This is a genomic window from Stenotrophomonas sp. TD3, from assembly GCF_001939825.1.
In the GTDB taxonomy this organism is placed as follows: domain Bacteria; phylum Pseudomonadota; class Gammaproteobacteria; order Xanthomonadales; family Xanthomonadaceae; genus Stenotrophomonas.
In genome coordinates this window covers 2,983,417-3,006,740 of record NZ_MOYM01000001.1, presented here as the reverse complement: position 1 = coordinate 3,006,740, position 23,324 = coordinate 2,983,417, and the positions used below count along the sequence as shown (strand labels likewise).

38 protein-coding genes and 1 tRNA gene are annotated in these 23,324 nt (G+C 65.2%); 18 read left to right on the top strand and 21 right to left on the bottom strand.

Annotated features, from left to right (window positions below):
• Positions 1-16 precede the first annotated feature (16 nt).
• The 16 genes from BKE09_RS14010 to BKE09_RS13935 form a co-directional block, all read right to left on the bottom strand.
• The gene (locus tag BKE09_RS14010) at positions 17-520 is read right to left on the bottom strand and encodes a DUF1441 family protein (protein ID WP_075676118.1); all 504 of its coding nucleotides are present in this window, start codon (positions 518-520) and stop codon (positions 17-19) included.
• 258 nt (positions 521-778) lie between these two features.
• Positions 779-1,060, bottom strand: a complete 282-nt coding sequence (locus BKE09_RS14005) for a hypothetical protein (protein WP_075676117.1) — start codon at positions 1,058-1,060, stop codon at positions 779-781.
• Between the two features lies 1 nt (position 1,061).
• Positions 1,062-1,544, bottom strand: a complete 483-nt coding sequence (locus tag BKE09_RS14000) for a hypothetical protein (RefSeq protein WP_075676116.1) — start codon at positions 1,542-1,544, stop codon at positions 1,062-1,064.
• Positions 1,541-1,996 (bottom strand): hypothetical protein, encoded by a 456-nt coding sequence (locus BKE09_RS13995; RefSeq protein ID WP_075676115.1) that lies wholly within the window; start codon positions 1,994-1,996, stop codon positions 1,541-1,543. The genes BKE09_RS14000 and BKE09_RS13995 overlap by 4 nt, the downstream gene beginning before the upstream one ends.
• Entirely contained in the window at positions 1,993-3,948 is a 1,956-nt protein-coding gene (locus BKE09_RS13990; RefSeq protein ID WP_083663096.1) for an SNF2-related protein, read from the bottom strand. The genes BKE09_RS13995 and BKE09_RS13990 overlap by 4 nt, the downstream gene beginning before the upstream one ends.
• Positions 3,948-4,379 carry a hypothetical protein gene (locus BKE09_RS13985; RefSeq protein ID WP_240502914.1) on the bottom strand — a complete coding sequence of 144 codons (432 nt, stop codon included), beginning with the start codon at positions 4,377-4,379 and terminating at the stop codon, positions 3,948-3,950. The genes BKE09_RS13990 and BKE09_RS13985 overlap by 1 nt, the downstream gene beginning before the upstream one ends.
• A complete protein-coding gene (locus BKE09_RS13980) occupies positions 4,379-4,738 on the bottom strand; it encodes a hypothetical protein (protein WP_075676114.1) in 360 nt (119 codons plus the stop codon). Before BKE09_RS13980 ends, BKE09_RS13985 begins: the two co-directional genes overlap by 1 nt.
• Complete coding sequence (locus BKE09_RS13975) at positions 4,738-5,166, bottom strand: HD domain-containing protein (RefSeq protein ID WP_075676113.1); 429 nt, start codon at positions 5,164-5,166, stop codon at positions 4,738-4,740. The genes BKE09_RS13980 and BKE09_RS13975 overlap by 1 nt, the downstream gene beginning before the upstream one ends.
• Positions 5,166-5,948 (bottom strand): phage antirepressor KilAC domain-containing protein, encoded by a 783-nt coding sequence (locus tag BKE09_RS13970; protein WP_075676112.1) that lies wholly within the window; start codon positions 5,946-5,948, stop codon positions 5,166-5,168. Before BKE09_RS13970 ends, BKE09_RS13975 begins: the two co-directional genes overlap by 1 nt.
• Before the next feature lie 5 nt (positions 5,949-5,953).
• Positions 5,954-6,466, bottom strand: a complete 513-nt coding sequence (locus BKE09_RS23745; protein ID WP_240502913.1) for a hypothetical protein — start codon at positions 6,464-6,466, stop codon at positions 5,954-5,956.
• Positions 6,466-6,996, bottom strand: coding sequence for a hypothetical protein (locus BKE09_RS13960; RefSeq protein WP_075676111.1), 531 nt, complete (start codon positions 6,994-6,996; stop codon positions 6,466-6,468). Before BKE09_RS13960 ends, BKE09_RS23745 begins: the two co-directional genes overlap by 1 nt.
• Positions 6,983-7,543 (bottom strand): hypothetical protein, encoded by a 561-nt coding sequence (locus BKE09_RS13955; RefSeq protein WP_240502912.1) that lies wholly within the window; start codon positions 7,541-7,543, stop codon positions 6,983-6,985. The genes BKE09_RS13960 and BKE09_RS13955 overlap by 14 nt, the downstream gene beginning before the upstream one ends.
• A 16-nt stretch (positions 7,544-7,559) precedes the next feature.
• Positions 7,560-8,573, bottom strand: a complete 1,014-nt coding sequence (locus tag BKE09_RS13950; RefSeq protein ID WP_075676110.1) for a YdaU family protein — start codon at positions 8,571-8,573, stop codon at positions 7,560-7,562.
• The gene (locus BKE09_RS13945; RefSeq protein ID WP_075676109.1) at positions 8,570-8,923 is read right to left on the bottom strand and encodes a hypothetical protein; all 354 of its coding nucleotides are present in this window, start codon (positions 8,921-8,923) and stop codon (positions 8,570-8,572) included. The genes BKE09_RS13950 and BKE09_RS13945 overlap by 4 nt, the downstream gene beginning before the upstream one ends.
• A complete protein-coding gene (locus tag BKE09_RS13940) occupies positions 8,920-9,258 on the bottom strand; it encodes a hypothetical protein (RefSeq protein WP_139319655.1) in 339 nt (112 codons plus the stop codon). The genes BKE09_RS13945 and BKE09_RS13940 overlap by 4 nt, the downstream gene beginning before the upstream one ends.
• Positions 9,255-9,857, bottom strand: a complete 603-nt coding sequence (locus BKE09_RS13935; RefSeq protein ID WP_075676107.1) for a hypothetical protein — start codon at positions 9,855-9,857, stop codon at positions 9,255-9,257. The genes BKE09_RS13940 and BKE09_RS13935 overlap by 4 nt, the downstream gene beginning before the upstream one ends.
• A gap of 125 nt (positions 9,858-9,982) precedes the next feature.
• On the opposite strand from BKE09_RS13935, the gene BKE09_RS13930 reads away from it, so the two are divergent.
• The 8 genes from BKE09_RS13930 (at position 9,983) to BKE09_RS13890 (ending at position 13,892) form a co-directional block, all read left to right on the top strand.
• Entirely contained in the window at positions 9,983-10,213 is a 231-nt protein-coding gene (locus BKE09_RS13930) for a hypothetical protein (protein ID WP_139319654.1), read from the top strand.
• 513 nt (positions 10,214-10,726) lie between these two features.
• The gene (locus tag BKE09_RS13920) at positions 10,727-11,398 is read left to right on the top strand and encodes a S24 family peptidase (RefSeq protein WP_075676746.1); all 672 of its coding nucleotides are present in this window, start codon (positions 10,727-10,729) and stop codon (positions 11,396-11,398) included.
• A 51-nt stretch (positions 11,399-11,449) separates the two neighbouring features.
• The gene (locus BKE09_RS13915; protein WP_075676105.1) at positions 11,450-11,875 is read left to right on the top strand and encodes a hypothetical protein; all 426 of its coding nucleotides are present in this window, start codon (positions 11,450-11,452) and stop codon (positions 11,873-11,875) included.
• Between the two features lie 93 nt (positions 11,876-11,968).
• Complete coding sequence (locus BKE09_RS13910) at positions 11,969-12,487, top strand: hypothetical protein (RefSeq protein WP_240502911.1); 519 nt, start codon at positions 11,969-11,971, stop codon at positions 12,485-12,487.
• A complete protein-coding gene (locus BKE09_RS13905; protein ID WP_075676104.1) occupies positions 12,484-12,768 on the top strand; it encodes a winged helix-turn-helix domain-containing protein in 285 nt (94 codons plus the stop codon). Before BKE09_RS13910 ends, BKE09_RS13905 begins: the two co-directional genes overlap by 4 nt.
• Positions 12,769-12,958: 190 nt before the next feature.
• Positions 12,959-13,204, top strand: a complete 246-nt coding sequence (locus tag BKE09_RS13900) for a hypothetical protein (RefSeq protein WP_057503151.1) — start codon at positions 12,959-12,961, stop codon at positions 13,202-13,204.
• A 19-nt stretch (positions 13,205-13,223) separates the two neighbouring features.
• A complete protein-coding gene (locus BKE09_RS13895) occupies positions 13,224-13,430 on the top strand; it encodes a hypothetical protein (protein WP_075676103.1) in 207 nt (68 codons plus the stop codon).
• A gap of 9 nt (positions 13,431-13,439) precedes the next feature.
• Complete coding sequence (locus BKE09_RS13890) at positions 13,440-13,892, top strand: hypothetical protein (RefSeq protein WP_075676102.1); 453 nt, start codon at positions 13,440-13,442, stop codon at positions 13,890-13,892.
• Between the two features lie 4 nt (positions 13,893-13,896).
• Here BKE09_RS13890 and BKE09_RS13885 read toward each other — a convergent pair whose 3' ends face one another.
• Complete coding sequence (locus tag BKE09_RS13885) at positions 13,897-14,133, bottom strand: hypothetical protein (RefSeq protein WP_075676101.1); 237 nt, start codon at positions 14,131-14,133, stop codon at positions 13,897-13,899.
• Here BKE09_RS13885 and BKE09_RS13880 point away from each other — a divergent pair.
• The 10 genes from BKE09_RS13880 (at position 14,132) to BKE09_RS13840 (ending at position 20,147) form a co-directional block, all read left to right on the top strand.
• Positions 14,132-14,734: a hypothetical protein gene (locus BKE09_RS13880; protein ID WP_075676100.1), complete on the top strand. Its 603-nt coding sequence runs from the start codon at positions 14,132-14,134 to the stop codon at positions 14,732-14,734. The two genes, BKE09_RS13885 and BKE09_RS13880, sit on opposite strands and share 2 nt — an antisense overlap.
• The gene (locus BKE09_RS23640; protein ID WP_075676099.1) at positions 14,731-15,804 is read left to right on the top strand and encodes a hypothetical protein; all 1,074 of its coding nucleotides are present in this window, start codon (positions 14,731-14,733) and stop codon (positions 15,802-15,804) included. The genes BKE09_RS13880 and BKE09_RS23640 overlap by 4 nt, the downstream gene beginning before the upstream one ends.
• Positions 15,805-16,298: 494 nt before the next feature.
• Complete coding sequence (locus BKE09_RS23525; protein WP_170871749.1) at positions 16,299-16,451, top strand: hypothetical protein; 153 nt, start codon at positions 16,299-16,301, stop codon at positions 16,449-16,451.
• On the top strand, positions 16,444-16,635 hold the full coding sequence (locus BKE09_RS13870; RefSeq protein WP_075676098.1) for a hypothetical protein: 192 nt from the start codon (positions 16,444-16,446) through the stop codon (positions 16,633-16,635). The genes BKE09_RS23525 and BKE09_RS13870 overlap by 8 nt, the downstream gene beginning before the upstream one ends.
• Positions 16,632-17,546 carry a DNA cytosine methyltransferase gene (locus tag BKE09_RS13865; protein WP_075676097.1) on the top strand — a complete coding sequence of 305 codons (915 nt, stop codon included), beginning with the start codon at positions 16,632-16,634 and terminating at the stop codon, positions 17,544-17,546. The genes BKE09_RS13870 and BKE09_RS13865 overlap by 4 nt, the downstream gene beginning before the upstream one ends.
• A complete protein-coding gene (locus BKE09_RS13860; protein ID WP_075676096.1) occupies positions 17,543-18,607 on the top strand; it encodes a site-specific DNA-methyltransferase in 1,065 nt (354 codons plus the stop codon). The genes BKE09_RS13865 and BKE09_RS13860 overlap by 4 nt, the downstream gene beginning before the upstream one ends.
• Entirely contained in the window at positions 18,604-18,930 is a 327-nt protein-coding gene (locus BKE09_RS13855; RefSeq protein ID WP_240502910.1) for a hypothetical protein, read from the top strand. Before BKE09_RS13860 ends, BKE09_RS13855 begins: the two co-directional genes overlap by 4 nt.
• The gene (locus tag BKE09_RS13850) at positions 18,927-19,499 is read left to right on the top strand and encodes a hypothetical protein (protein WP_075676094.1); all 573 of its coding nucleotides are present in this window, start codon (positions 18,927-18,929) and stop codon (positions 19,497-19,499) included. The genes BKE09_RS13855 and BKE09_RS13850 overlap by 4 nt, the downstream gene beginning before the upstream one ends.
• Positions 19,496-19,906 carry a hypothetical protein gene (locus BKE09_RS13845; protein ID WP_075676093.1) on the top strand — a complete coding sequence of 137 codons (411 nt, stop codon included), beginning with the start codon at positions 19,496-19,498 and terminating at the stop codon, positions 19,904-19,906. The genes BKE09_RS13850 and BKE09_RS13845 overlap by 4 nt, the downstream gene beginning before the upstream one ends.
• Entirely contained in the window at positions 19,893-20,147 is a 255-nt protein-coding gene (locus BKE09_RS13840; protein WP_080473173.1) for an AlpA family phage regulatory protein, read from the top strand. The genes BKE09_RS13845 and BKE09_RS13840 overlap by 14 nt, the downstream gene beginning before the upstream one ends.
• Positions 20,148-20,224: 77 nt before the next feature.
• On the opposite strand, the gene BKE09_RS13835 is transcribed toward BKE09_RS13840, so the two are convergent.
• The 4 genes from BKE09_RS13835 to dtd form a co-directional block, all read right to left on the bottom strand.
• Positions 20,225-20,300 (bottom strand) — tRNA-Ile (locus BKE09_RS13835).
• Between the two features lie 9 nt (positions 20,301-20,309).
• Positions 20,310-20,651 carry a hypothetical protein gene (locus tag BKE09_RS13830; RefSeq protein WP_075676092.1) on the bottom strand — a complete coding sequence of 114 codons (342 nt, stop codon included), beginning with the start codon at positions 20,649-20,651 and terminating at the stop codon, positions 20,310-20,312.
• A gap of 266 nt (positions 20,652-20,917) precedes the next feature.
• Positions 20,918-22,771, bottom strand: a complete 1,854-nt coding sequence (rpoD, locus tag BKE09_RS13825; protein WP_032128565.1) for an RNA polymerase sigma factor RpoD — start codon at positions 22,769-22,771, stop codon at positions 20,918-20,920.
• Positions 22,772-22,861: 90 nt separating this feature from the next.
• Positions 22,862-23,302: a D-aminoacyl-tRNA deacylase gene (dtd, locus tag BKE09_RS13820; RefSeq protein WP_075676091.1), complete on the bottom strand. Its 441-nt coding sequence runs from the start codon at positions 23,300-23,302 to the stop codon at positions 22,862-22,864.
• Between the last annotated feature and the right edge of the window lie 22 nt (positions 23,303-23,324).

Sequence of the window (23,324 nt, the reverse complement as noted above, 5' to 3'; positions counted from 1 at the left end):
AACGCCTTGGCGCACGCTACGCGCTGTCGCGTACGTCGTCATCGGTGATGCCCTCGTACATGGATTGCCGGACGCGATCGCACTCGTCCTGCACCTTGACCACCTGCTCCGGCGTGAGCCCGGCCTTGCGCTCGAGCACGTCAGGCAGCGTGTCGAAGAACTGCACGACCTTCTTCACCAGCTCGGCGTAGTCGGCCTCGACCTCTGCGGCCGGCACCAGCTGCCCGATGGTCGACTCGACCTTCAGGCGCTCGTTCTCGGACTGGTAGTAGGCGCGGCGCTCCATCGGCGGCAGGTCGCGTGGATCGACCACGCCCTCCACGCCGAACGCCGCGGCACCCGGATTCACCAGCGCCGGTGCTGCATCGGCCAGACGATAGACGTCGTGCCCAGCGCGCTTGGTCAGCGGCGGGACGCCGGCCTCCTTCAGCCGCTTGCTGGCCGTTCGGCGGTCCATTCCGAACTCATCCGCCAGCCTGGCCACGGACCAGCCCTTGGTGAATTCGTGGATGTCGGCCATGTGCTACCCGATGCGCAACCTATTCAGCTATGAAAATTGGGTTTCTCCCGGGAAAACCCGCCAAAACCGTGCCCTGTGGTGGAGCACCATAGAGGCCGAAAAACTGTCTTTGACCGGGGTCCGAATTTCCCCCGGTGGACTGTGGATAACTCAGGGGCCCCGGCGAGTTATCCACAGCTAATAGACAGGCTTGTGAAGGGCCAATCTCCGGTTCCACGGCATGTTTCACGAACTCTTGATGCCCGGGCCGCGCTTTGGTCAACTCCCGGCATCCGGCACAGGCTTGCCTTGCACTTGGTCGATCGTGTCGAACTGCGCCTCGTACTGCAGCAGGCAACGCTTCCGGCCGTTGCTCACCTCGAACACGGCAGACGGCGCCGCCTCCTTCACCCACTTGCAGCGCTTGCGCAGCTGGGCGTCGATCGGCACGTAGGTGGCCACCGGGACCGTTATGACGGCTGCCGGTGGCGGGTTCTGCTTGGTCGGTGCGGCTTGGCATGCTGCCAGCAGCGCAGCGGTAGTAACCACGAGGACACGCATGTCAGTACCCCTTCAGTGCCGGGCAGGCGGAATCGAGCAGCTCCAGTGCTGCCTTGCAGGTGTCGGGCCGTTGCTCATAGCGACCGCGCCAGGTGGAAGCCTCCTTCTCGGAAGCCTCGACCTTTCCCGCCAAGGCCCGCAGTGCCTCAGCGCTCTCGTCCCGGAGGGCTTGCAGCTTCTCGGCTTCCGCCCTCAGCGCGGCGGCGACCTCGGCCAGGCGCTGATCGCGGCTGTCCACGTCGGCCTGCAGGCGGGCGGCATCGGCCTGCCAGTCGGCACGTACCTTGATCACCTGGGCGCTCAGGTCGCGGATCTTCTGTTCCTTCTCCCAGGCAGTAAGCCCGGACACCATGCAGCCGAAGGCCAGGACCGCGCACACCAGCTTGATCTTGCTGCCGGGCTTGCTCAGCCACTGCAGCGCGTCGGCAGCGGCGCCTACGATCACCGCCCACAGCGCGCGAAAGAAACGAATCAGTACGCTCATGGCTTGTCGCCTCCGATGGCGCCGGTGGCTCGCTCCACCATGCGCACGTAACCCGGCAGCAGCCGGCGGATCAGGACGCCGGACAGGCCGGCCAGCGGCAGCTGCGGCGCACCCGCCAGCGCCGGCCAGATGGACGCGGCAACGGCGATGACCCATGCGGCCACGATCGCGTAGGCCACGACCGCAACGGCCAGGGCGGCCCAGCGCGCGGCCGTCTGCAGGAGCCGGTGACTGCGCCGGCGGCTGGCGTCAGCGGCCACCCGCTCCGCGTCCTTCTCCGGCAGCAGCAGGACACCGATCAGCGCTCCCGCCATTGCAACCAGCAGCACGGATTGCGGCACTCCGAGGATCACCCGCTCAGCCTGCCGCAGTGCATCGGCGGTTGCCGGAGCCACTACTGCGGCGGTGAACGTGGCAACGACGGTCTTGAAGGTGCTCACAGGCTCGGTCATCGGGACACCAACTTCGCGTACAACGACTTGGCCAGTTTCAGCTTTGCCTTTCGGTCCTCTAGACCATTCGGCAATGCCTTACTGTCCGGGTTGCCGAGATTCACCGCGCGACTCACTGCCAGGATGTCATCCCGGTCGGCGACGGAGTTGAGGTCGTCCCGGTGCCAGAAATAGCCTGCTGCCAGTGCCGCGTCTGGCAAGCTGGCCAGTAGATCCGGATTACGGACAGCCCTGTCATCCCCGTAGATGGCCTGGCTGTACCGTTGATAGTTGTGACGCCCGGTCAGCTGAATTGCACCGCGCCCGCGGAATCGAAATCCATCTCCGCTCTGGGTGTTGCCCAAGTCCTTTCGGCCTTCGTAGCGGGACTGAGCCGGCGTCGGACCCCACAGTTCGCTGCCGCTGTCGGACAGCAGGAAGTACGCCATTACCGGCTCAGTCTGGCCGTCACGGTGCACACGGCCGATGCACTGCTCGTGGACGCCGGGCGACCAATCCAGCTCGCCGAACACCACGGTGCTGCACACGTGCTGCAGCCCGTCGATGCCAGCACCAGAGCGCAGGCTGATCAGCATCACCTGGCTGTCCCCGGAGATGAATGCCTCCTTCGCCGCCTGCTTCTGGTTCGGCGACTCGCTGCCGGTGTACATGACCGGGTTGTACGCAGCCAGCTTCTCCTGCCAGATGCTGTAGACCTCACGGTGCCAGCCGAACAGCAGAACCTTCTGGCCGCTCTCCAGCAGCAGCCTGACGAACTCGGCCACGTACGGGGCCTTGGCCACGCCGGTCGCCTGCCGCAGCAGCCGATCGAACTCGCCGGCGGCCTGCATCTTCTCGCCGCGGTACTGCTCGTTGGCCCGCAGGATGATCCGCGCCAGCGCTGCGGCGTCGCCGGTGATGGCGTCGAGCGCCTTGGCGTCGGATTCCACCTCGTGCGGGATCTTCGACAGCGCCGGCAGCTCGCGCCCTACTTCCTTGCGGGTACGGCGCAGCATGATCCCCTGCCGCCGCAGGTACTGGCCGAACTGCTCGGCGTCCTGCAGCTTGGCCTTCTCCCCGGGTGCGGAGATGCACCATTCCCGGAGGAACTCGTCATAGGTGCCCAGGCAGCCCGGCAGCAGCGGGTCGACCACATGAAAGAACTCGCAGCCGTAGTTGTAGATCGGGGTGGCGGTTAGGCCCATTCGTAGCCGCGCCCGGCCGGCCAGGTGCCGGCAGGCGCTGTGGATGCTGCTGTCCGGGCTACGCAGCTGCTGGCATTCCTCGAACACCACGTACTGCGCGATCTCCCCCAGCGTCTCGGCCCAGCCCCGGAGCTTGTGGTAGCTGACCAAGATCACGTCCGGCAGCGTGTCCCACAGGTCCTTGATCCTCTGCTTCGGCTGGCGCACGAGCGGGTACGGCGCGCTCTTCCTGATGTGGTGCACGCGCAGCTGCGGTGCAAATTCGGCCAGCTTCTCCGGCCAGTGGTTCGGCAGCGCCGCAGGGTACACCACCACGGCCGGCAGGTTTCCCGGCGCGGCCATCGGGCAGATGCCGGTGACCGTCTTGCCGAGGCCAAGATCGTCGGCCAGCAGCAGCCCGCCGCGGATGGACAGCTGCGCCCCCGCCACCCGCTGGTACTCCCGCGGCGGCTTGGCCAAGGTGAACTCTGGAATCTCAACGCGACCGGCCAGCAATTCGCCCAGGCTGCGCTCCATGTCCACGTGCTCGTCCGCCAGCTGCTGCAGCGCGCGCTGCGTGTCGGCGTCCATCGCCAGCGGATAGCGCTGTGTGAACCACTGCAGCTCCCGGCTGTTCTCTGGCGTGGCAGACAGATCGATGTGCTCTGCGGCGTGCTGGCGCACCCGGGGAAATACGCGCTTCATGCGCGCGCGGACCTGCGGCTCGCAGATCACCCGCCAGGTACTGCCGGCGGCGCTGTACAGAAGGGTTCCATAGGTCGTCTGCATTACAGTGCCTGCCTCTTCAGGCGAATGATGTTGAAGGGTTTCCCCTGCCAGGCCGGCCGGGCCACGAGCGGGCGTTCACCCCAGCGCTCGGTAGTGGCGAGCAGCACACCGCGCACCTGCGGCAGGCTGATGTAGCGCCCAACCTGCCGCAGGGCGTCGGCGAGCGAGCCCGCTACCTTCACCTCGATCACCAGGCCGTCGAGCCAGAAGTCTGCGCGGTTGCTGGCATCGAGCCGGTACTCGCGAACGTGGGCATGGCCGGCCTGGTCAAGGACGGTCGACAGAGCCTGGTGCAGCTGCACCTCAGAGCCGTAGCGATACCCGAAGCCCGCCAGCAGCCGACCAATACCCTTCAGCTGCAGCTGCTCTTCCATGGCGGTACCCGGCTTCACCGGTGCCACCTCCCGCTGCATGATGATCGAACCGCCCATCACGGCACCTCCGGCCGAGCGGCGAGCATGGCGACGTAGCGCTCACGGTTGTCGGGCGAGTAGTAGCCTCGGCCCATGACTTCGCTCCACAGCTTGCGCATTTCCCTCAGTTGGGACTGCTTCTGTTCTGGCGACAGCAGACCGAACCCGTGGTAGACGAGCATCGCCATGCTCACCAGCAGCGCCTGGTCTGGTTCCTCGGGCGGCGTGAGGGCGGCGATGATGCAGCCCAAAGCACGCCTGTCCGGCTTCTCCATGTACTGATTCGGATTCCGGATCACCCCTGCTCGGCCACCCATGCCATCCGCCTCATACGCCGTGGCCAGCAGCTCCCGCGCCCGCTTCTCGATGGCGTCCATCACTTCACCCCCAATGCAGCGCGCGCCTTGGCATACTTCGACCGCAGGCGGCCCGCTGTCTCCGGGTCCAACAGAGCCAATCGCGACTCGTCGCTGTTGTCGGCGATATCTGCCAGCTTCACCTTGAGCGACAACGGGTTGTGTCGAATGTTCCAGTAGTAGAACGCCTCGCTCTTGTTCACGCCGCGTGTCAGATCGAACACAGCCTCCACCACGTCCTGCGGGAACAGCATGACGTTGGAAGCGAAGGCCGGCTGATCCTCCAGTACGTCATGGAGCCATGCCACCATTTCGGCGGCGTCATCGCCGGCAACCGCTGCTGCCACCCGAGCCACGTGCTCGATGTATGGCCGACCAGCCTTATCGGTTTGGGTGGCATGCGCCTCTTCTGCCAGCCAGCGCGCCTCATTTACCAGTGCATTTCCCATCACACCACCTCCGGAGCCAGCTGTAGTGCGGTTGCCGAATCTGCCTGCGCCCAGGTCATCTGGTCCCGGTCGATGCTCTCGGCCAGCCGCGATAGACCCTTCGCTGTCACCAGCACCTGCTCGTGCACGCGGTCCGGCTCACCTTCCCGCCGCTGAACACTGGCCTTGTGCGTCAGCACGCCCTGCTGCAGGCGGTTCTGGTACGCCAGCCAGTTCTTACTGCCCGCTCGGCGGTAGATCCAGCCGTGCTCGGACAGCCAGGCGAACAGCTGGCGCGGCTGGACCTGCAGCATCTTGGCGGCGGTGCTGATGTTGAAGGCACCGTCAGCCTGGCTCAGCCGCAGCAGCGCGCGGACCTGCGGCTCCTGGTACTGCACGCGCGCCTCAAGGATCTCGGCCTTCTCGCTGTAAGACAGCAGCAGCGCGCGCAGCGTCGCCGGATCGGTCAGCGCCTGCATCGGGTCAGGCGCCGCCGCCCCGGCCGTGAGCGCGTCATAGGCGCGGATCACCTGCAGGCTGAAGCTGGGGCTGATCCACATGGCATAGGCATAGACCAGCTCGCGCACCACGTAGCTGCCGCCGTAGCGCCCGGCCACCGAGTGCACCGGGTAAATCCGGGAATCACCGGAGTTGACGAGCTCGGCCACCAGTTCCTCGGTCTGCTTCAGGCGCTGCCAGTCGCTGGGCTGGTGGCGCTTCGCACCACCGGATGCCTGGTGCAGGTCGTTCAGGCAGAACCTGCCCACGTCGTCGCGGCGCACAGTGACCCCGCCAATCATCATTGCGTTCAAGAGAACACCTCCGTTTTCCAGCCGCCGCCAGGGGCGCGCTGGACTGCCAGGAATCGAAACGGGTACATCTCGGCGGCCACCTTCACCTTCACGCGGGCGTCTTCTTCCCAGAAGCCCTTCACCTCGTGGGCCTCAAGGTCGCCGGCGGCCGTCATCACGAAGAAGTCGATGGTGAGGTGGGTCTTCTCGGCCAACTTCAGCTTCACGGACTCGAACCGGAACCACGCGATCTCGCCGGCGGCCAGCTGCAGCGCCAGGTGCGCGGCGTAGGCCTCCTCGGTCTTGTTCATCTCCCCGGGCACATGGCGGGGCCGGCCACGCGCGACCTTGCCGGCGGCGTTGCCGCTTCCGGCAGACTGGCTCGCCGTCGGCGGCCGATACGCGCGCGGTGCGGTCGGCGCCAGTGCGGCGGCGGCCGTACTTGACTGCACCAGGCGACGCATGCCCTCCGGCATGTCCTGCGTGGTGGCGTAGCGCAGCGAGCGGCTGGATGTCTTCTTCGGCGGCATCAGGTGGATGCCTCCGCAGCGCCCCAAACGCGCATCGCGCGCTGCCGGAATGCATCGAACTCGTGCCGGGCGCGCTGTTGCGCGGCTTGGTGCTCCCGGTCCATCTGTTCGAGCATGCAGTCGAACTCCACGTTGAGGAGGCCCATCAGCTGCTCCATCGACAGACCGCCACGGGTGCAGTGGGTCGGTGCCGGTGCCAGCTGCGGCATGGCCAGCTGCTGCTGCCCCGAGGGCGGGAGCGGCATGCAGTCCACCCGGCCGGCGTCGGTGACCGCCCAGGTGGCTTCCGGCCGACCGTGGCGGGCGCTGTCGCGGTTCTCGCAGCGGCGTACCAAGCCATCGCGGTCCAGTTCGCGCAGCAGGCCGGCGGCGGCGGCCGTGGTCAGCAGCATGGCCTCGCGTGGTGCCCCCACCTCCAGTGCAGCGTTCCCCATCAGCTCCAGCGCTTCAGCTGCGGTGCTGTCACCGTGGATCCCGAGGCAGAACAGCATCAGGTGCCGCTGGTAGATGCGGATGTCAGCCGGCTCCATGCGCGCCTCCGAAGCCCAGCTCTGCAGCGGCCATGGCCATAGCGCTACGTGCGGCATCGCGATCGCGGACCACCTGCGGCTCGTGCTTGGGAGCAGGCAGCGCTGCCGCCGGTGCAGGTACGGCTCCGCCGTCCATGACGTGCTTCACTGCCCGCTCGTAGGCGTTGGCCAGCATGCGCTGCTGCAGCGCTCCGCTCTCGGCAGTGCGGTAGGCGTGCAGGTCCAGCTTCGACCGAACCAGCACGGTGAACCCGCTGTGGGCCTGCCCCGGCCGCATCTGACCGTCGACCTCCGCCAGCGCCGGCACGCCTAGGCACATGGCACGGAACTGGCCGGGGTTCGGCGGCCACTGCAGCGCGCTGCGCAGACAGTTGGCCAACCCCTCAGCCACCTGCCGCGGGGTGATTCCGGACATCACCTGGAACCACAGTTCACCGGCGGTGGTCAGGCTGCCAGCGTTGTTCACCGGCGCTGCGCCGTTCTCCCGCACCCACTTGCCTGGGAACATGCCGGCCATGCGCTCCCACACGGTCCACAGGGCGCTCACCGCGCGCTGGTCCGGGTCAGTGCTGGACGCATTGGAATTCGCCTTCGATGACGTCGCCGCCTGATCCGCCAAAGCCGCCAGCTGCCGCGCGCTGTTCGTGGAGTCGCCGCTGCTCGGCGACGTGTTCGGCAGAACCGAATTGAGGGTTTGCATTGGGGCCTCCGGTGGTGTCGGGATTTGCTGGCGTTGCGCCGGCCGCGTGGCGGTTGCGGGCGGTCTTGATCGCCCAAGAGAACGGATTTGAAACTGGAGGCGAGCGCGCCAGCCCTTCGGCGGCCGTGTGCCCCAGCGCCTCCGGCGTCACGCCCTCTTCCAGGGCCGCCAGCAGCTCAGGGTGGCTAGGGTTGGTCGAATGGCACCCCGCCTGCCGCATCAGCAGGCACGCACGCCCCGCATCAGTCACACCCCCTAGAGATCCTTGAGTGTGCAGTGATGTATCTGGAGTAATAGATTTGGGGTCTGGGGTCTGGTTACCCGTGTTCACACCTGTTTTCACACCCACTTTCACGTGTGACTGGCGTGACATGTCACGGTCTGTCACGCGTGACATGGCGGCATTTGTCACGCTTTCGTTGTGTGTGACATGCGTGACATGTAGGGCCTTAAGCTCAGCCATCGTTATCAGGCCTTCCGGCACCACGCCCACGGCTCGCAGCTCTTCGAACAGCATCGTCCTGCGTGCGCGGGTCCGCGCCTGCCGCTCGGTTTCGTTGCTCTTTCGCGCATCACGGCGACCTTGGCCCTCTGCGATGCGGCCTTGGGCCTTGGAGATCTGTTCATCGCAGCGCTTGCTGTGCCGCAAGCCATCTTCGGCCACGGGAAAGTAGCGCTCAGCGACCTTCTTGACCGCAGCCTTGTCGCTTGCAGTGATGGCACCGGCGATGACGTACAGCTCCGCCAGGCTTTCCGGCAGGGCCTGCTCTTCCGAGTAGTAGGCCAGCATCAGCTTGAAGTAGACGCCGTGGTCCGTCAGGCCCAGCCGAGTGGTGTCCTTCAGGTAGTCGCCCGGGTACATCTCGAAGTAGATCACGCCCTGCCCCCCGCACCGCGCAGCAGCGGCGCCATAGGCACCGGCTCAGGTTGATGGCCTGGGCAAGGGTTGCGTGGCATCTCGGCCAGGCACAGGGAATCTGCCAACGTGCGGCGCCACCGGAATGCCGTGGCGCGGCTGACGTTGAAGCGCTCCTGCACCTGCAGCACGGTGGGAAAGAACGGGCAGCAGGTGCTCGCCCAGAGCACGAAATCCATGATGATTTTCGTCTGGCACTGGCCATCGAGCGCCGCCTTGCGGCGATGATCACGCACGCGAGGAGGTGTCTCGGTGAAGCCTGTGGCACGCTGGGGACCGCAAACAGTCCCGAGGCTCGCGATGGGGCTCATACAGCACCACCAGGGGCATCAGCCTGCCGCGCAGCATCTTGCAGCGCGCGGAACATTGATCCACGCATCACTGTGGCCGCCGGCAGGCGGCGCCGAGCGGCGGCGGGGTCGTGCAAGTCCAGCAGTGCGCCATACCAGCGGTAGGCGGTTGCGCGTGAGAGGTTGAAGCGCTGCTGCAGGTCTTCCATGCGTAGCGGCCAGGGCTGCTCCTTCGCCCACAGCACCACCTCGACCATCGGCAGCAGCGGCACCACCGCATCCGGGATTCGGCGGCCGGCTCCCTCGAACTCGCCGACCACCGTAATGGCCCAGCTAACCATCGCTGACGCGCTCATGCGGCGCTCCCTGCGACAGCGCGCGGGGCCAGCTCGTGCAGGTGTCCGGTGACGTATCGCTTGGCGGTGATCAGCTCCGCCTCCAACTGCCCAATCTCGTCCAGCGCCCTGCGCAGTTCGGGAATGTCCTTCGGGCAGATGCGGCCGTCGGCCAGGATATTGGTGAGCGCCTCGAGCGTGTGACCAAACTCGACCGAAAGGCGGGCAACGGCCAAGACGCCGGCGTGCGGCTCCATCATTGGGATACGGGCACCAAGGAAGCCGTAGCGCCGAGCCAGCTCGCGGGAGCAGGCATCGCGCCACTGCGGCGGCAGCGCGCGGACCCACGACTCTTCCAGGTCCACCGGCATCTTGACGGTGCCATTGCGGATGCGGGCGATGATCTGGCCGTTGGCCTTCAGCGCCTTCTCGGCACTGTCGGCGTCGATGCCTACATGGAACTGCAGGATGCGCTCGCCCGGGGCTACGTCCGCCATGTACTGCTCGGCAATCGCCTGGGCCAGGCTGGAGTCTGTGTGCGCGCTGTTGCGGATGGCATCCGTCGTGTGTCGGAACACCACCGCTGAGCGGGGTTCGTGGTACTGAGGATCTGGCTTCATTTACGCACCTCGGGAGGCGATGCAAAGTGGTCGACATGGACAGGACGACCGGATTTCAAAGGCTTGGAGCCGCCCTCCTTGCGATAGGCTGGATGTGCTACCAACACAGCCCGCAAGGAGGCGACATGGAACAGAAGGAACCTATGTTTTTCCCACTGGATGGGTTCGAAGCCGCAATCGACAGGGAACACAACGTGGTCACGCTGGTGATCAGCCAGGTTCGGGTGAGGACGGCGCCTCCGGTTCAGATTGCGTCGATGCTGTCAGCCCAGCAGGCGGAGACAATTGCGAACGCGCTGCTGGAAGCCGCGAAACAGCTACGCCAACAGGGTGCTGGAGGCGTTCCTCGGCACTGAACCTGATTGATCGAACCTCTGTCAGGTTCAACGGCGTGATTCCGCGCCCGTACTCCACCGCCCTGGGTTCGCCCTGGGCGGTGGTGTTGATCCGAGTCGAGAGGCCCGGCTTCAGCAGCCAGTTCCTTAGCCACAACCTCGGATTGAGCCGATCGGGGATCTTCATTCAGGCCCCCTCCACTGGCACGATGCGGCCGGCGTCTGGGTCGACGATGGCAGCTCCAGGCGGATCGAAAATGTCGGGCCGCAGCTCGCTTCGGGAGACTTGTCCCCCGCTCTGCTCGTCCAGCCGCCGAGCCAGCGCTCCGTCGAACCGCGTCCGTTTGCTCAGGGCCTTTCGCAGATAGCCAATCGTCGTTCCAGCCCGGACAGCAAAAGCCGCCTGATCGTCTGGCGCCAAGGTGCCGAGGTAGGTGCGAAGTGTGTCCATACCAAAACAATACCTCCGGGTAAGCATCGATGCAATACCCGCAGGGAATTTACTTGCAGGTAATCAACCCTTGGAATAGCGGCATGGACAAGTACGAAGCGCGCCGAACGGCGCTGAAAAGGCTGGTAGATGCCCTGGGAAGAGGCGGAATAGCCCAGATCTCCGCGAAGGTCGGCAAGGACGCGAGCTATGTGTCGCGGATGCTTTACGAGCCGGGGAAGGCTGGCGGAAAGCGCATCGGAGAGGATGTGTGGGCCGAATTGACCCTCGCCTACCCCGACTACTTCGATCAGAACGCCTCTCCTCCAATCTTCTCAGTGTCTGAGACGCCTCCGGGATACGTTCGCTTCCAGCTTTTGGAGGGAGCAGCAGGCATGGGTATTGGGGTGGTCAACCAGGACTATCCAGAAGTCATGCGGGTCATGGAAGTCGCTGAGTGGGAAGTGCGCCGGAAGCTAGGCTTTCTGCCCCGGGCAGGTCGGATCCAGATCATCACAGGACGAGGGCCGTCGATGCGGCCCAAGATCGAAGACGGCGACATTGTGTGGATAGACACCGCCTGTGACTACTTCGATGGCGACGACTACTACTTGATCAGCTACAACGGGGAGACCCAAATCAAGATGCTTCAGAAGCGTGTGGACGGCATGTACGTCGTAAGCGCCAATCCTGAATTTAAAGAATGGCGTTGCGATGTGGACGACCTGAACATCCGTGGAAAGGCGCTTGTACATGCAGGCTTCCGACGCTTCTAGCTGCCACTTGGCGGCACCATCTGCGTACATGATTGACAAGGAAACACCAAAATGAAGCTGCCAATCTCCCTCATCGCCATGCTAGCCATTGCCCCGGTCGTGCAAGCCAAGCCTCTAAAGGACGATGCGTTCTTTCAGGCTGCACGCAGGGCAAGCTTCTACTGTGAGCTTGCGTCAAGCGATCTTGCATTCGCGAAGCAGTACAGCGGTCGATCCCTAGATGCAGACCGGCAAAAGATCGTTGATTGTTTGACTGAGGCGCGAGGGAACCTGCTTTCCTCGCTTAAGGCCATCCCCGCGACAAATGGTTCCAACGAGCTAAGGGAGGCTGCCAAACGGGTGTACTCAACTTGGGATCCGTACAGCACTTTCCTCGTGCGTGGCGTGACCTCGCGAGAAGTTGAGCGCTCCCCCGCAGTCCAGGAGTACCGCCAGGCCCTGGCTTCCTATCAGACCGAAGTCGAACTCGCTGATTGATCCACCAAAACGTTACCTAAAGGTATTGACGTAAAGGATACCTGTAGGTAACACTCTCTCCGTGCCCGACTTCTCGGGCAACGGAGAGAGTTCATGCCCCTGACCAAAAGCACCAAGCGAACGGCCCGCATCGGGCTCGCCGTGATCGCCTGTTTTGTCCTCCTGGCCCTGGTTGGCTGGGCTGCTCCCTCGGACGCACCCGCCAACGAGCGCGCCACCGACACCCCGCGCGACCTGGTGATCACCAGCCCCCGCATCTGCGCTGCACTGGCGGTGTACGAACTGGCCACGGCCAACGATTGGGGCCTGCGCGCCACCATCGCCCACACGACCCTCAATGCCTTCAGCGAGGCGCAGCGCGTCCCGGACTGCGCCGCCGGTGTCGCCACGGCCCTGAGCAACGATTTCCAGTCTGCGCGCTGGCAGCTGGCCCTAGATGCCGTTGACGCAGTGCAGTCCGGCTCCTACCAGGTGTCCATCGAGGGATGCGTCCGGGCCAATGCGGTTGTCCCCCTGTCGACTGCAGACGGCAAAGAGCCGAGCACCTCCCCCGTGCTGGCCCGGGCGCAGTGCGTGATGAGCGGCCTGGCATTTGTCGAGGTGGCACCGTGATCACCGGCATCCAGATCGAGCCGCGCGCGGCAATGATCGGCAGCCAGCGCCTGCCGCTCAGCCCTACTGAGGCGAAAGTCCTGGAGCTGATCTTGGCCGCAGGCGATGCACCGATCAGTCGCTTGCAGATCGAGCAGCAGATCTACGGTGCCTCCGGGCGGAAGTCGAACACCATCGAGGTGGCGATCTGCCGCCTGCGCGGCAAGATCGCAGCGCACGGTTACAGAATCCTCGCCACTCGCGGACGCGGCTACACGGTCTCCAAGTGTGGTGCGGCATGAGAGCTCCGGCCATCAAGCTCCCCGCACCGGAACTCACGCCGGACCAGCGCGCGGCCTTGGAGCGCGCGAAGCGCCCCCGCCGACATCCCTACCGCGTGTATTGCACGCACCAGGCGAGCGCACAGCGTCAGCGCGAGGCGGAAGAACAGCGACAGCGCGTCGCGCCGAACCTGCACAGGTTGGTGCGCTGATGGACGGCCTGCATCCAATCGGCGGCGGCCTAGACGCGGTGATCGTCAGCACGGCCACACCGACGCCCGAAGAGAGGCTGCAGAGGTACGCGGCGGCAGTTGCTACCCACCCGTGCCGCTGGTTCTCGCTCCGCGTCCAGTTTGGCCAGATCCTGCAGCGCTCGCTCAAGAAGGGCATCCGGGTGGGCTACGCGGCGTGGCAACGGCAGATGCCGGCTCTCTGGCCACGCACACAACTCCGCTGACGCTTCGCCGGCAGCATCCATGGACCTCCGCAACCAGCTCGACATCTTCGACCACGACCCAGCCCGCCTGGCCAAGGCCAACCGCGTTGCGGCCGAGAACGCCCTGGCCGATCCGTTCTTCTCCGCGAAGGTCCGACAGGACCGACACGACCACTACATCGCCGAAGCCGTGCGCCTCGAGCGTTTGGCAGCAATGGCCGAGAAGCCGGCCGCCACCACAGCCTGAGATCTCCCGATGAAACAGCCTCAGCCCAGCGCCTCACCCACGCCCCACCCCATTCCCGACAGCGCGGTCGAAGCATTCCGCGCTGCCTATGCCGCACATGGCAGCCAGAAGGGCTACGCCGACGCCATCCGCGCCGGCCTCGCTGCTGCAGCGCCACTGGTCAGCCAGGACGCGATGCTCTCGCTTGAGCAGGACGCCCACAACTACCAGCTGCGGCAGCTGGATGCGGCCCTGAACGGTGAAGAGCGCGCGGCGTGCAATCCGGTACTGGCCGACCTGCTGAGCCAGTGCCAGGCCGAGGCACGGCGCCGGAATGGCCCCGTGCTGACGACCCTCCCCATCAGTGCCCAACACCACCTGCGGGAGGTGTTCAAGGACATTGCGGACAGCGCGCGGCACCTGAGCGACAACGCCGTCCGGCAGGTCGTGCTGATCAACGCGAAGGAGGCCAGCTGTGGCTGATCTGTCAGTCCAGGTCCAGCGGGTGCGCACGCGCGTAGTCAGCGCCCATGCCCTCGGCAATGCGCTCGGCCTCGTCCTGACTGTCGTGGTGCGCGAGCGTGTGGTCGCGGAACGCAGGCGCATCGTCGCCTTCACGCCACACCTCGACCTCAGCGCGCCAGAACGGAATCGGGCCCTCGTCAGTGATGTGCTGCGAGTCGATGTCCAGGTGCCATCCGGAAACCACGCGGGTGTAGGGCATGTCTGAGCGTCCGATTCTGATGAATGGCGCCATGGTGCGCGCCATCTTGGCTGGCCACAAGACGCAGACCCGGCGCGTGGCGAAGGCGGTGAAGCACCCGGACCTGGGCAACGTCTACGCCCCCGGCGCGCTGGTGCTGGAGAGCGAACCGCAGCACGTGATCGAGCGCGCATGCCCCTTCGGGCGGCCCGGTGACCGTCTATGGGTTCGGGAGACATGGACCAACGCCTGGGATGAAGTGCGGAACCAATGGACTGACCCGGAGCGATACCACTACCGAGCCGACGGGATCGAGATTGCTCATGTGGAAGGCATGGACCGCTCCCCATGGATCCCAAGCATCCACATGCCACGTCGGGCCTGCCGGTTGGTGCTGGAAATCACCGAAGTGCGCCTGGAGCGCCTGCAGCAGATCAGTGAGGCGGACTGCTTGGCCGAGGGTGTGCAGCAGGACGAAGCAAACGGCTTCGACATCGAGTTTGGCACCCACTACAGCAATTCAGCGGTCGGTTGCTTCGCCTCCCTATGGGATAGCACCGGCGGTAATTGGAAAGACAACCCGTGGGTCTGGGTAGTCACTTTCAAGAGGATCGAGGCATGACCACCGACAACAAGACCCTGGCGGACGTGCAGCCCGGTGCGAGGGTGAGGCTGGGGGATGGGCCGACTATCGAGAAGCGGGCGCGGGAGCTGCTTGCGGCGCAGATGTATGGTTACGAAAAGCACGTTTTCACCAACGTGGGCGACGACGAGATCGGGGTTACCTGCGGCCAAGCTGTACGCGCCATCCAATCCGCCCTCTCTGCCCAGCCCTCCCCGGGTGGTCAGGGGGATCGCTGGGTCACCCAGACCAAGTTCTATGACCCCAATCAGGCGCCGGAAGTCTGCACTGGGAATTGCACCGAAGCGGCACTGGCATCCCTGTTCGGTATGCGGCTGGATGAAGTGCCCAGCATGCAGGGCCTCGCCGGAAGCGAGTACTGGGAGGCACTAGAAGCGTTCGTGCGTTCGCGCGGTTTCGCACTCTCAATGCACTCCCCAAGCCACTACCCGGCTGGTCTGTATCTGGCTGACGGCCCCTCAGAACGTGGGTGCGGACATTTCGTGGTAATGCGGGACGGCAAGATGGTCCACGACCCGCACCCGTCCCGCGCTGGTCTGCTGAATGTTGAGCGCGTGTGGTCTCTGACGGTGCTGGACCCTGCCGCCCTCACGCCGCCCGAGGGCTACGTGCTGGTGCCGGTGGAGCCTACTGAGGCGATGCTGAGAGCGGGTAGCTGGGTTGAACCACCAGACGCGCACGGGCAGCAGTATATCGAGACGCAAGGTGCCGCTCAGTGCTGGAAACTGATGATGAACGCTCGCCCGGATGTGCCCAATCCGATTCACTACCAGCATCCCGCGCAGGCCGTGGACCTGGCACCTGCGTCGATCCCTGACGCGCCGGAAGTGCGCGACATTCTCGGGCGCCCCAACTTCTGGTGCAGTCCGTGGGCCAAAGTCCTGCGCATGCGCGGTGACGCGATTCCGCGCAAGGCGGAGGAAGAACAGGCGGCGGTGATCCGGTTCATGCTGAATCACTACCTCGCTCACGGCCCCGATTGGGCCGAAACCGCCGGAGCCGAGTTGGACGCGATCCGGAAGGCCGACAGCCAGGCGGTGGGCAAATGAGCCGTGCGCATCCCTATGCCGCACGACCGGAGGCAGCCGCTCACACGTGGCTGACCCCTCCAGAGATCATCGCTGCGCTTGGCGCGTTCGACCTTGACCCGTGCGCGGCTCCGTCGCCGCGCCCCTGGCCGACCGCTGCCCGGCACATCGAGCTGCCAGAGGACGGACTGTCTGCAGAGTGGCATGGCCGTGTGTGGTGCAACCCTCCCTTCGGCCGTCACACCGAGGCGTGGCTGGCGCACATGGCCGATCACGGCAACGGCATCGCTCTGGCCTTCGCTCGAACCGAGACAGCTATGTTCCAGCGCTACGTGTGGCGCCGCGCCAGTGCCGTGCTGATGCTGGCAAACCGCCCTCATTTCCACCGGCCAGACGGCACCCGCGCACGCGGCAATAGCGGAGGCCCTATCTGCCTGATCGCATATGGCGAGGCAAAAGCGGCCTGCCCGGCGCGGTCATCGTCGTGCACCACTTCCAGCAGAAGGAGCCGACCAATGGCTGACCAGCTGCTCACCGCTGCAATGGTCCACGTGTTCGCCCTGGCCGGGTTCCTGGCCGGCATCACCACCCTGTGGGCGATCAGCCGCGCATGCCGCGCCGCGCGCAATGGGCTGCGCTGGTGCTGGCGGAGGTGCGCTCATGGCTGAGGCAATCGACCACCGCGAGGTCGGCTGTCAGCTGGCCAGCATGTCCGGCGTGGATCTATCCGAGGCTCGGCCGGCAACCGTGCGCACCTGGGAAGCACGGGGCTTGGCCCTGCAGGCGCTGGCGCGCGGCGACATGGCCGAGGCGCAGAAAGTCATGAATCACGCGAAGGGAGGCACCCCATGAAGGCTATCGATCTGTTCGCCGGCGGCGGCGGGTTTACTGAGGGCGCCGAGCAGGCTGGCTGCGAAGTGGTGTGGGCCGCGAACCATTGGCCTGCAGCCGTCGAGACGCACGCGGCAAACCATCCGCGCGCCCAGCACGTTTGCCAGGATCTGCATCAGGCCGACTGGACGCAGCTCCCCGACTTCGATCTGCTGCTGGCTTCGCCGGCCTGCCAGGGCCACACACCGGCCCGCGGCAAGGAACGCCCGCACCATGACGCCACGCGCTCGACCGCCTGGGCCGTTGTGTCAGCGCTGGAATGCAAGGCGCCCGAGGCCGCCCTGGTCGAGAACGTTCCGGCCTTCCTGAAGTGGAAGCTGTTCCCGGCTTGGTGCGCCGCGGTCACTGCGCTGGGCTACGCAGTCAGCCCGCACCTGTTGGATGCCGCCGACTTCGGCGTCCCGCAGCACCGCGTGCGCATTTTCATCGTGCTCACCAAGAGCAAGCATCCGCTGGAGCTGACGCTGCCGAAGATGCCGCACGTTCCCGCGAGCAGCTTCATCGACTTCAACGCCGGCACCTGGACACCCGTTGAGCGCCCTGGCCGCGCCGCGGCAACGATCGCCAGGGTGCGCGCAGGCCGGGCGGCGTTCGGCGATCGCTTCGTGGCGCCCTACTTCGGCACCGGCTCCGGGCTGACTGGCCGATCGCTGGACCGCCCTATCGGCACGATCACCACCCGCGACCGCTGGAGCATCATCGACGGCGACCGCATGCGCATGGTGTCGGTCGAGGAATCCAAGATCGCCATGGGCTTCCCGAAGCACTACCTGCTGCCGACGAACAAGAAGGACGGCATGCAGATGATGGGCAACGCGGTGTGCCCGCCGAAGGCCTGTGAAGTCATCCAGGCGATGAGGGCTGCCGCATGATCCACGTCGGAGACTGCCTGGAAGTGATGCGCGGCATGGCCGCCGGCTCTGTGCAAACCTGCGTCACGAGTCCGCCCTACTATGGGCTGCGCGACTACGGCATGCCGGCAAACGCCTGGGACGCCGTTTCCTACTCAATCCTGGGCGCAAAGGTGACGGTTGCGCCCATGCGTTGCGCGCTGGGCCTTGAGCCCACCCCGGAAGCCTTTGTAGGCCACATGGTCGCTGTGTTCCGCGAGGTTCACCGCCTCTTGCGCGATGACGGCACGCTCTGGCTCAACCTGGGCGACAGCTATGCCAGCAAGCCGAACGGCAGCGTTGGCGCCACGGGACTGCAGGGGGGCCTATCGCCTCACGTCTCGGTCCGGCAGGCACACGCGCGCCGGTCATCGCAGATCCCGGCAGGGCTCAAGCACAAGGATCTGATGGGCATCCCCTGGCGCGTCGCTTTCGCCCTGCAGGCGGACGGCTGGTTCCTTCGTCAGGACGTGATCTGGTCGAAGCCCAACCCGATGCCCGAATCCGTCACCGACCGCTGCACTAAGGGGCATGAGTACCTGTTCTTGCTGAGCAAGTCGCCGCGCTACTACTTCGACGCCGGCGCCATTCGCGAGCAGGCAGCCCATGACCCTATGGCCGCCCGGAATCGCTGGGACCGGTCAGACTACGAAGTGCCTGGCCAGAAGCCGCAGAAGCGCCGCAGCCGGGCAGCAGTTCCACCCAGGCACGCTGCCTGCGGCAGCACGCAGGATGGCCTGGATGCGGCGGGCCGGGATGGGGCGCGCAACAAGCGCAGCGTCTGGACAGTGGCCACCCGCCCGTTCCGCGATGCCCACTTCGCGACCTATCCCGAACAGCTGATCGAGCCGTGCATCCTGGCAGGCGCGCCTGCCGGCGGCCTGGTGCTGGACCCCTTTATGGGGGCCGGCACAACCGCAGTGGTCGCCGAGCGCCTGGGTCGGCAGTGGGTTGGGTGCGAGTTGAACCCCGAATACGCCGCAATCGCCGAGGCACGAATCCGGGTCGCACAGCCTGGCCTTTCGTTTGGAGACGTCGCATGAGCCCAGGAGGCAACGCCGCATCAATCCGCGCTGCTCTTCGCGGCCCGGCGCCCGCGCACGTAACAGCGCGCGACATGATCCGCCGCCACTGCCGGGAGCACGGCAAGCAGCTGGCATGCCTTGCGCCTGCCTGGGGCTGTCAGGTATTCAGTGTTTGGCGCGCGTTTGGCCGAACTTCCCGTCCCCTGCAGCCGCATCAGGTTGAGGGCGCGATCACAACGCTGCAGCTGGACGAGTTCGACGCCAACGAGCTGCGCCTGCGTGCAGCTCGCGAGGCCGGGTGGAACATCGATCCCAAGATGCTGCTCGAGGGCGGAGCATGAGCGGCGATGCTTCGACCTTGACCACAGCACCGCCGCCGACTGCGAGTGACGCCGTGCGCGAGATGCGAGCCGCAGGCCGCGCCGGTCATGCAGTGCCGGCCGATCAGGTGAATCGATGGGCCACCACGCTGATGTGTCTGTTTGGCCAGCAGCGGGCCGTCAGGCTCGAGCAGTGGGGCGGATCGTTCTGGTATCAGATCGATGAAAAACAGTGGTACCGGGCCCTTGCATCTGGCGAACGAGTGCGGGCGCTCTACACCCAGCCTTTGCTCCACGAGCTCCGCAGGGCTGGGGAGGATCGTGATCACATCTGGTCGGCGGACCGAACGCACTGCACCGTTTGTAACGACCCTTTCGATTGGGCCGATCCGTACTGCAACCCGCCCAAGCCGCCGGCGCCTATCGCGCTGAAACCCCAGCCGTTCAATCCCTCCTGGGTTCTCCCGCTGCTCGACCGACTGGAGCGAGCGTTGAAGCGTGAAGGCAAGCGGGAAAGGGACGAATGGGGTTTCCGAATTGCGCAGCTGCGTAAATCAATCGATGAGCATACGAAGGAGAAATCACATTGACCGTTGAGCACATCAAGGCCGCCGCGGGCGAGCGGTCACAACTGATCCACCAGCAGCGCGCAGCCATAGCGGTTGCGGCAGCGCTCGAAACCGCCCTGACCAGCACGCACCCCGCCAGCGGCGGCGGCCGCGCATTGACCTTCACGTTTGCCGGCGAGCCGCAGCTGCAGGCCGCGTGCGACGCCTGGCGCGCATACGCCCTCGCCACCATCGACACGCCGGCGCCACTGGCGGCGACAGCGACCCAGCGGCTTACTGCCCAGATCGGCCTCGCCCTTTTCGATGACCCCACAATGGACCTGACACAGATCGCAAACCTTGTGACCACGGCACGGTCAGATTCGCACACCGCGCTGCTGTTGGCGCCCACCACTGAAGTAACGGAGGCCCGAGATGGGCGCAGCTGAGAACATGCCCGAAGTCCTGCTGAAGCTCGAGCAGGTCGAAGCCCAGACCGGGATGAAGAAGAGCTATATCTACCGCGAGATGGAGAAGGGCACTTTCCCGCCCAGGCACAAGGTCGGCGGCGGAACTCGCTGGTACCAGAGCGACATCCAGCGTTGGATCCGGGCACGCAGGAGCGCACCGCAGTGGACGCCCGAGGATGTGGGGCAACCGGCGGCCAACTGCGACAGCAGCGGAGCGTAAACGGTCACCGAGCGGTCACCGTGCGGTACTGGCTTGACGACGAAGGCACTGCGGATGATTCTAAGTGCCTGATTCGATGGTGGGCCCATCAGGATTCGAACCTGAAACCAAGGGATTATGAGTCCCCTGCTCTAACCGTTGAGCTATAGGCCCGGCGCAGCGTCACAGTGTAGTGGAGGCCGCGCTCGATCGGCTACCCGGCGGCGGCAAGCGCCTCCGAATACGCCCCAACCGCCGCTCCGCTGCTTCCGCGAGCCATACCTGCCGCCTCAGGTATGCCTGGAACAACGCGACCATCCTTCTGATCTCCTCCAGTCCCTGTTGGTTGTCGCCACTGAAGCCGGCAAGCAATCCGGCCTCAGACAGCGTCAGCAGCGCATACGTCGTACGGCGTGCAAACCCCAACCGATCCTCGCACTCATCCCGCATCACCTCATCCCAGTCCAGCAGTGGCGGGAAATCGGTTTGCACGGGTTCGGGAACATCGTGCTCCACATCATTCATGGCGTGACTCCAGATGCATGACGAATCAGTGCAGCAGGCCATGCGAGTTGCACGAGACCTGCCGCGCGCTTGCATCGGCGCCGGTGATGACCGGCCCGCCTACGGGATGTGTTGAGCATCTGCGCGGTCAGCGTGCGACCGTCGCAGGAAGAATTCAAACGGCAGATGCGACATCGGCAAGACCCGTCGGGCATGTCCCGTTGCCCACCAAAGAAAAACCCCGCACCAGGCGGGGTTTCTCTCAACGCTTCAACAGCCGCTGGAAATCAATCGATATCCAGGAAGCTGCGCAGCTGCTCCGAGCGGCTCGGGTGACGCAGCTTGCGCAGGGCCTTCGCTTCGATCTGGCGGATGCGCTCGCGGGTCACGTCGAACTGCTTGCCGACCTCTTCCAGCGTGTGGTCGGTGTTCATGTCGATGCCGAAGCGCATGCGCAGCACCTTGGCTTCCCTCGGGGTGAGGCCAGCCAGCACGTCGCGCACGGTTTCAGACAGATTGATGTTGGTGGTGTTCTCGATCGGGGACTCCACGTTGGTGTCCTCGATGAAGTCGCCCAGATGGGAATCCTCGTCGTCGCCGATCGGGGTTTCCATCGAGATCGGCTCCTTGGCGATCTTCATCACCTTGCGGATCTTGTCTTCCGGCATGTCCATTTCCTTGGCCAGCTCCTCCGGCGTAGCCTCGCGGCCGTACTGCTGGAGCATCTGGCGGGAAATGCGGTTCAACTTGTTGATCGTCTCGATCATGTGCACCGGAATACGGATGGTGCGTGCCTGGTCGGCAATCGAGCGGGTGATCGCCTGGCGGATCCACCAGGTGGCATAGGTCGAGAACTTGTAACCGCGGCGGTACTCGAACTTGTCCACGGCCTTCATCAGGCCGATGTTGCCTTCCTGGATCAGGTCGAGGAACTGCAGGCCACGGTTGGTGTACTTCTTGGCGATCGAGATCACCAGGCGCAGGTTGGCCTCGACCATTTCCTTCTTGGCCTTGCGCGCCTTGGCTTCACCGTAGGCCATGGCACGGCTGATTTCCTTCAGCTCTTCCAGGTCCAGCTGGGTCAGCTTCTCGATGTCGATCGTCGCCTGCTGTTCGGCGATGATCTGGTCCTTCACTTCGCGCAGGGCCGAAGACCACTTCTGCTTGCGCTTCAGTGCGTCTTCCACCCACTCCAGGTTGGTCTGGTTGCCTTCCCAGGAGCGGATGAAGTCCTTGCGCGGCATGCGGGCGGTAACGGTCGCCAGGTTCAGCACGCGGCGCTCATGGGCCTTGATCGACGCCATGGTGTCGCGCAGCTGCTTGGTCAGCACGTCGGTCAGCGGCAGCGGCAGCTTCAGGGTGACGAACACCGCCGACATCTCTTCGCGCAGGCGCGGCAGGTTCTTCTTGTCGCCCTTGGTCGCCGCCTTCTTGAAGGCATTGAAGGCATCGCTCAGCGCCTGCATGCGCGCAGCGACTTCCTCCGGATCCGGACCGGTCGGTGCGGCTTCTTCCTCGCCACCCTCGACATCATCGTCCTCGTCCTCGTCGCCTTCGGCGTCGGCATCGTCACTGTCATCGGACGCGGCAGCGGCCGGCGCAGGCACTTCGTCGGCCAGGTCGTTGAAGCCGACGATCACTTCGGCCAGGCGCTTCTTGCCTTCCTTGTGGGCTTCGTAATCGGTCAGCAGCGACTCGACCGAAACCGGGAACTGGCCGAGGGCGGCCTGGACCTGCGAAAGGCCTTCCTCGATGCGCTTGGCGATGGCGATTTCGCCTTCGCGGGTCAGCAGCTCGACGGTGCCCATTTCGCGCATGTACATGCGCACCGGGTCGGTGGTACGGCCACCTTCGGTGTCGAGCGCGCTCAGCGCGGCGGCGGCTTCTTCGGCCGCGGTGTCATCGACTTCGCGGTTACCGGTGTTGCCGTCGTTGAGAAGCAGGGTTTCCACATCCGGCGCAACTTCATGGACATCGATGCCCATGCCGTTGATCATGCCGATGATGTCTTCGATCTGTTCCGGGTCGACCATGTCGTCCGGCAGATGGTCATTGACTTCGGCGTAGGTCAGGTAGCCCTGTTCCAGGCCCTTGCTGATCAGTTGCTTGATTTCGGATTGGGCAGGACGTTCGTTGGCCATGTAGTGCTCGCGCCACCGGCTAGGGAGAAATAGGGAACGTAGCATTATACCAGCCCGGGGCCCTGCCTGCCGGGCGGTGGTCCCGCAGGCTCAGGGCCTGAGAAGGAAGGTCACGGGACCGTCATTGACCAGGCTGACGACCATATGGGCACCAAACCGGCCCGTTTCCACCCCTGGTGCGTGATTTTCACGGCAGATGTCGACAAATCGATTGAACCCGCGTTCAGCCTCGTCCGGCGGCGCGGCGCTGGTGAAGCTGGGCCGCATGCCCGAACGGGTATCGGCCGCCAGGGTGAACTGGCTGACCAGCAGCAGGCCGCCGCCGGTGTCGCGCAGCGACCGGTTCATCTTCCCGGCCTCGTCGGCGAACACCCGGTAGCCCAGCAGGCGCTCGGCCATCCGCTGCAGCTGGGCCTCGGTATCGCCCGGTTCCATGCCGACCAGGGCCAGCAGGCCGGGGCCGATCTGGCCCACCGCTTCATCATCGACATGGACGGCGGCCTGGCTGACACGCTGGATCAGGACGAGCATCGTGGGCTTCCAATGAACGGGG

What these genes read in the sequence shown, in the direction of transcription:
- BKE09_RS14010 (WP_075676118.1), bottom strand. Translation starts at nt 520, where the DNA reads ATGGCCGACATCCACGAATTCACCAAGGGCTGGTCCGTGGCCAGGCTG.
- BKE09_RS14005 (WP_075676117.1), bottom strand. Translation starts at nt 1,060, where the DNA reads ATGCGTGTCCTCGTGGTTACTACCGCTGCGCTGCTGGCAGCATGCCAA.
- BKE09_RS14000 (WP_075676116.1), bottom strand. Translation starts at nt 1,544, where the DNA reads ATGAGCGTACTGATTCGTTTCTTTCGCGCGCTGTGGGCGGTGATCGTA.
- BKE09_RS13995 (WP_075676115.1), bottom strand. Translation starts at nt 1,996, where the DNA reads ATGACCGAGCCTGTGAGCACCTTCAAGACCGTCGTTGCCACGTTCACC.
- BKE09_RS13990 (WP_083663096.1), bottom strand. Translation starts at nt 3,948, where the DNA reads ATGCAGACGACCTATGGAACCCTTCTGTACAGCGCCGCCGGCAGTACC.
- BKE09_RS13985 (WP_240502914.1), bottom strand. Translation starts at nt 4,379, where the DNA reads ATGGGCGGTTCGATCATCATGCAGCGGGAGGTGGCACCGGTGAAGCCG.
- BKE09_RS13980 (WP_075676114.1), bottom strand. Translation starts at nt 4,738, where the DNA reads ATGGACGCCATCGAGAAGCGGGCGCGGGAGCTGCTGGCCACGGCGTAT.
- BKE09_RS13975 (WP_075676113.1), bottom strand. Translation starts at nt 5,166, where the DNA reads ATGGGAAATGCACTGGTAAATGAGGCGCGCTGGCTGGCAGAAGAGGCG.
- BKE09_RS13970 (WP_075676112.1), bottom strand. Translation starts at nt 5,948, where the DNA reads ATGATGATTGGCGGGGTCACTGTGCGCCGCGACGACGTGGGCAGGTTC.
- BKE09_RS23745 (WP_240502913.1), bottom strand. Translation starts at nt 6,466, where the DNA reads ATGCCGCCGAAGAAGACATCCAGCCGCTCGCTGCGCTACGCCACCACG.
- BKE09_RS13960 (WP_075676111.1), bottom strand. Translation starts at nt 6,996, where the DNA reads ATGGAGCCGGCTGACATCCGCATCTACCAGCGGCACCTGATGCTGTTC.
- BKE09_RS13945 (WP_075676109.1), bottom strand. Translation starts at nt 8,923, where the DNA reads ATGAGCCCCATCGCGAGCCTCGGGACTGTTTGCGGTCCCCAGCGTGCC.
- BKE09_RS13940 (WP_139319655.1), bottom strand. Translation starts at nt 9,258, where the DNA reads ATGAGCGCGTCAGCGATGGTTAGCTGGGCCATTACGGTGGTCGGCGAG.
- BKE09_RS13935 (WP_075676107.1), bottom strand. Translation starts at nt 9,857, where the DNA reads ATGAAGCCAGATCCTCAGTACCACGAACCCCGCTCAGCGGTGGTGTTC.
- BKE09_RS13930 (WP_139319654.1), top strand. Translation starts at nt 9,983, where the DNA reads ATGGAACAGAAGGAACCTATGTTTTTCCCACTGGATGGGTTCGAAGCC.
- BKE09_RS13920 (WP_075676746.1), top strand. Translation starts at nt 10,727, where the DNA reads ATGGACAAGTACGAAGCGCGCCGAACGGCGCTGAAAAGGCTGGTAGAT.
- BKE09_RS13915 (WP_075676105.1), top strand. Translation starts at nt 11,450, where the DNA reads ATGAAGCTGCCAATCTCCCTCATCGCCATGCTAGCCATTGCCCCGGTC.
- BKE09_RS13910 (WP_240502911.1), top strand. Translation starts at nt 11,969, where the DNA reads ATGCCCCTGACCAAAAGCACCAAGCGAACGGCCCGCATCGGGCTCGCC.
- BKE09_RS13900 (WP_057503151.1), top strand. Translation starts at nt 12,959, where the DNA reads ATGGACGGCCTGCATCCAATCGGCGGCGGCCTAGACGCGGTGATCGTC.
- BKE09_RS13895 (WP_075676103.1), top strand. Translation starts at nt 13,224, where the DNA reads ATGGACCTCCGCAACCAGCTCGACATCTTCGACCACGACCCAGCCCGC.
- BKE09_RS13890 (WP_075676102.1), top strand. Translation starts at nt 13,440, where the DNA reads ATGAAACAGCCTCAGCCCAGCGCCTCACCCACGCCCCACCCCATTCCC.
- BKE09_RS13880 (WP_075676100.1), top strand. Translation starts at nt 14,132, where the DNA reads ATGTCTGAGCGTCCGATTCTGATGAATGGCGCCATGGTGCGCGCCATC.
- BKE09_RS13885 (WP_075676101.1), bottom strand. Translation starts at nt 14,133, where the DNA reads ATGCCCTACACCCGCGTGGTTTCCGGATGGCACCTGGACATCGACTCG.
- BKE09_RS23640 (WP_075676099.1), top strand. Translation starts at nt 14,731, where the DNA reads ATGACCACCGACAACAAGACCCTGGCGGACGTGCAGCCCGGTGCGAGG.
- BKE09_RS23525 (WP_170871749.1), top strand. Translation starts at nt 16,299, where the DNA reads ATGGCTGACCAGCTGCTCACCGCTGCAATGGTCCACGTGTTCGCCCTG.
- BKE09_RS13870 (WP_075676098.1), top strand. Translation starts at nt 16,444, where the DNA reads ATGGCTGAGGCAATCGACCACCGCGAGGTCGGCTGTCAGCTGGCCAGC.
- BKE09_RS13865 (WP_075676097.1), top strand. Translation starts at nt 16,632, where the DNA reads ATGAAGGCTATCGATCTGTTCGCCGGCGGCGGCGGGTTTACTGAGGGC.
- BKE09_RS13860 (WP_075676096.1), top strand. Translation starts at nt 17,543, where the DNA reads ATGATCCACGTCGGAGACTGCCTGGAAGTGATGCGCGGCATGGCCGCC.
- BKE09_RS13855 (WP_240502910.1), top strand. Translation starts at nt 18,604, where the DNA reads ATGAGCCCAGGAGGCAACGCCGCATCAATCCGCGCTGCTCTTCGCGGC.
- BKE09_RS13850 (WP_075676094.1), top strand. Translation starts at nt 18,927, where the DNA reads ATGAGCGGCGATGCTTCGACCTTGACCACAGCACCGCCGCCGACTGCG.
- BKE09_RS13840 (WP_080473173.1), top strand. Translation starts at nt 19,893, where the DNA reads ATGGGCGCAGCTGAGAACATGCCCGAAGTCCTGCTGAAGCTCGAGCAG.
- BKE09_RS13830 (WP_075676092.1), bottom strand. Translation starts at nt 20,651, where the DNA reads ATGAATGATGTGGAGCACGATGTTCCCGAACCCGTGCAAACCGATTTC.
- rpoD (WP_032128565.1), bottom strand. Translation starts at nt 22,771, where the DNA reads ATGGCCAACGAACGTCCTGCCCAATCCGAAATCAAGCAACTGATCAGC.
- dtd (WP_075676091.1), bottom strand. Translation starts at nt 23,302, where the DNA reads ATGCTCGTCCTGATCCAGCGTGTCAGCCAGGCCGCCGTCCATGTCGAT.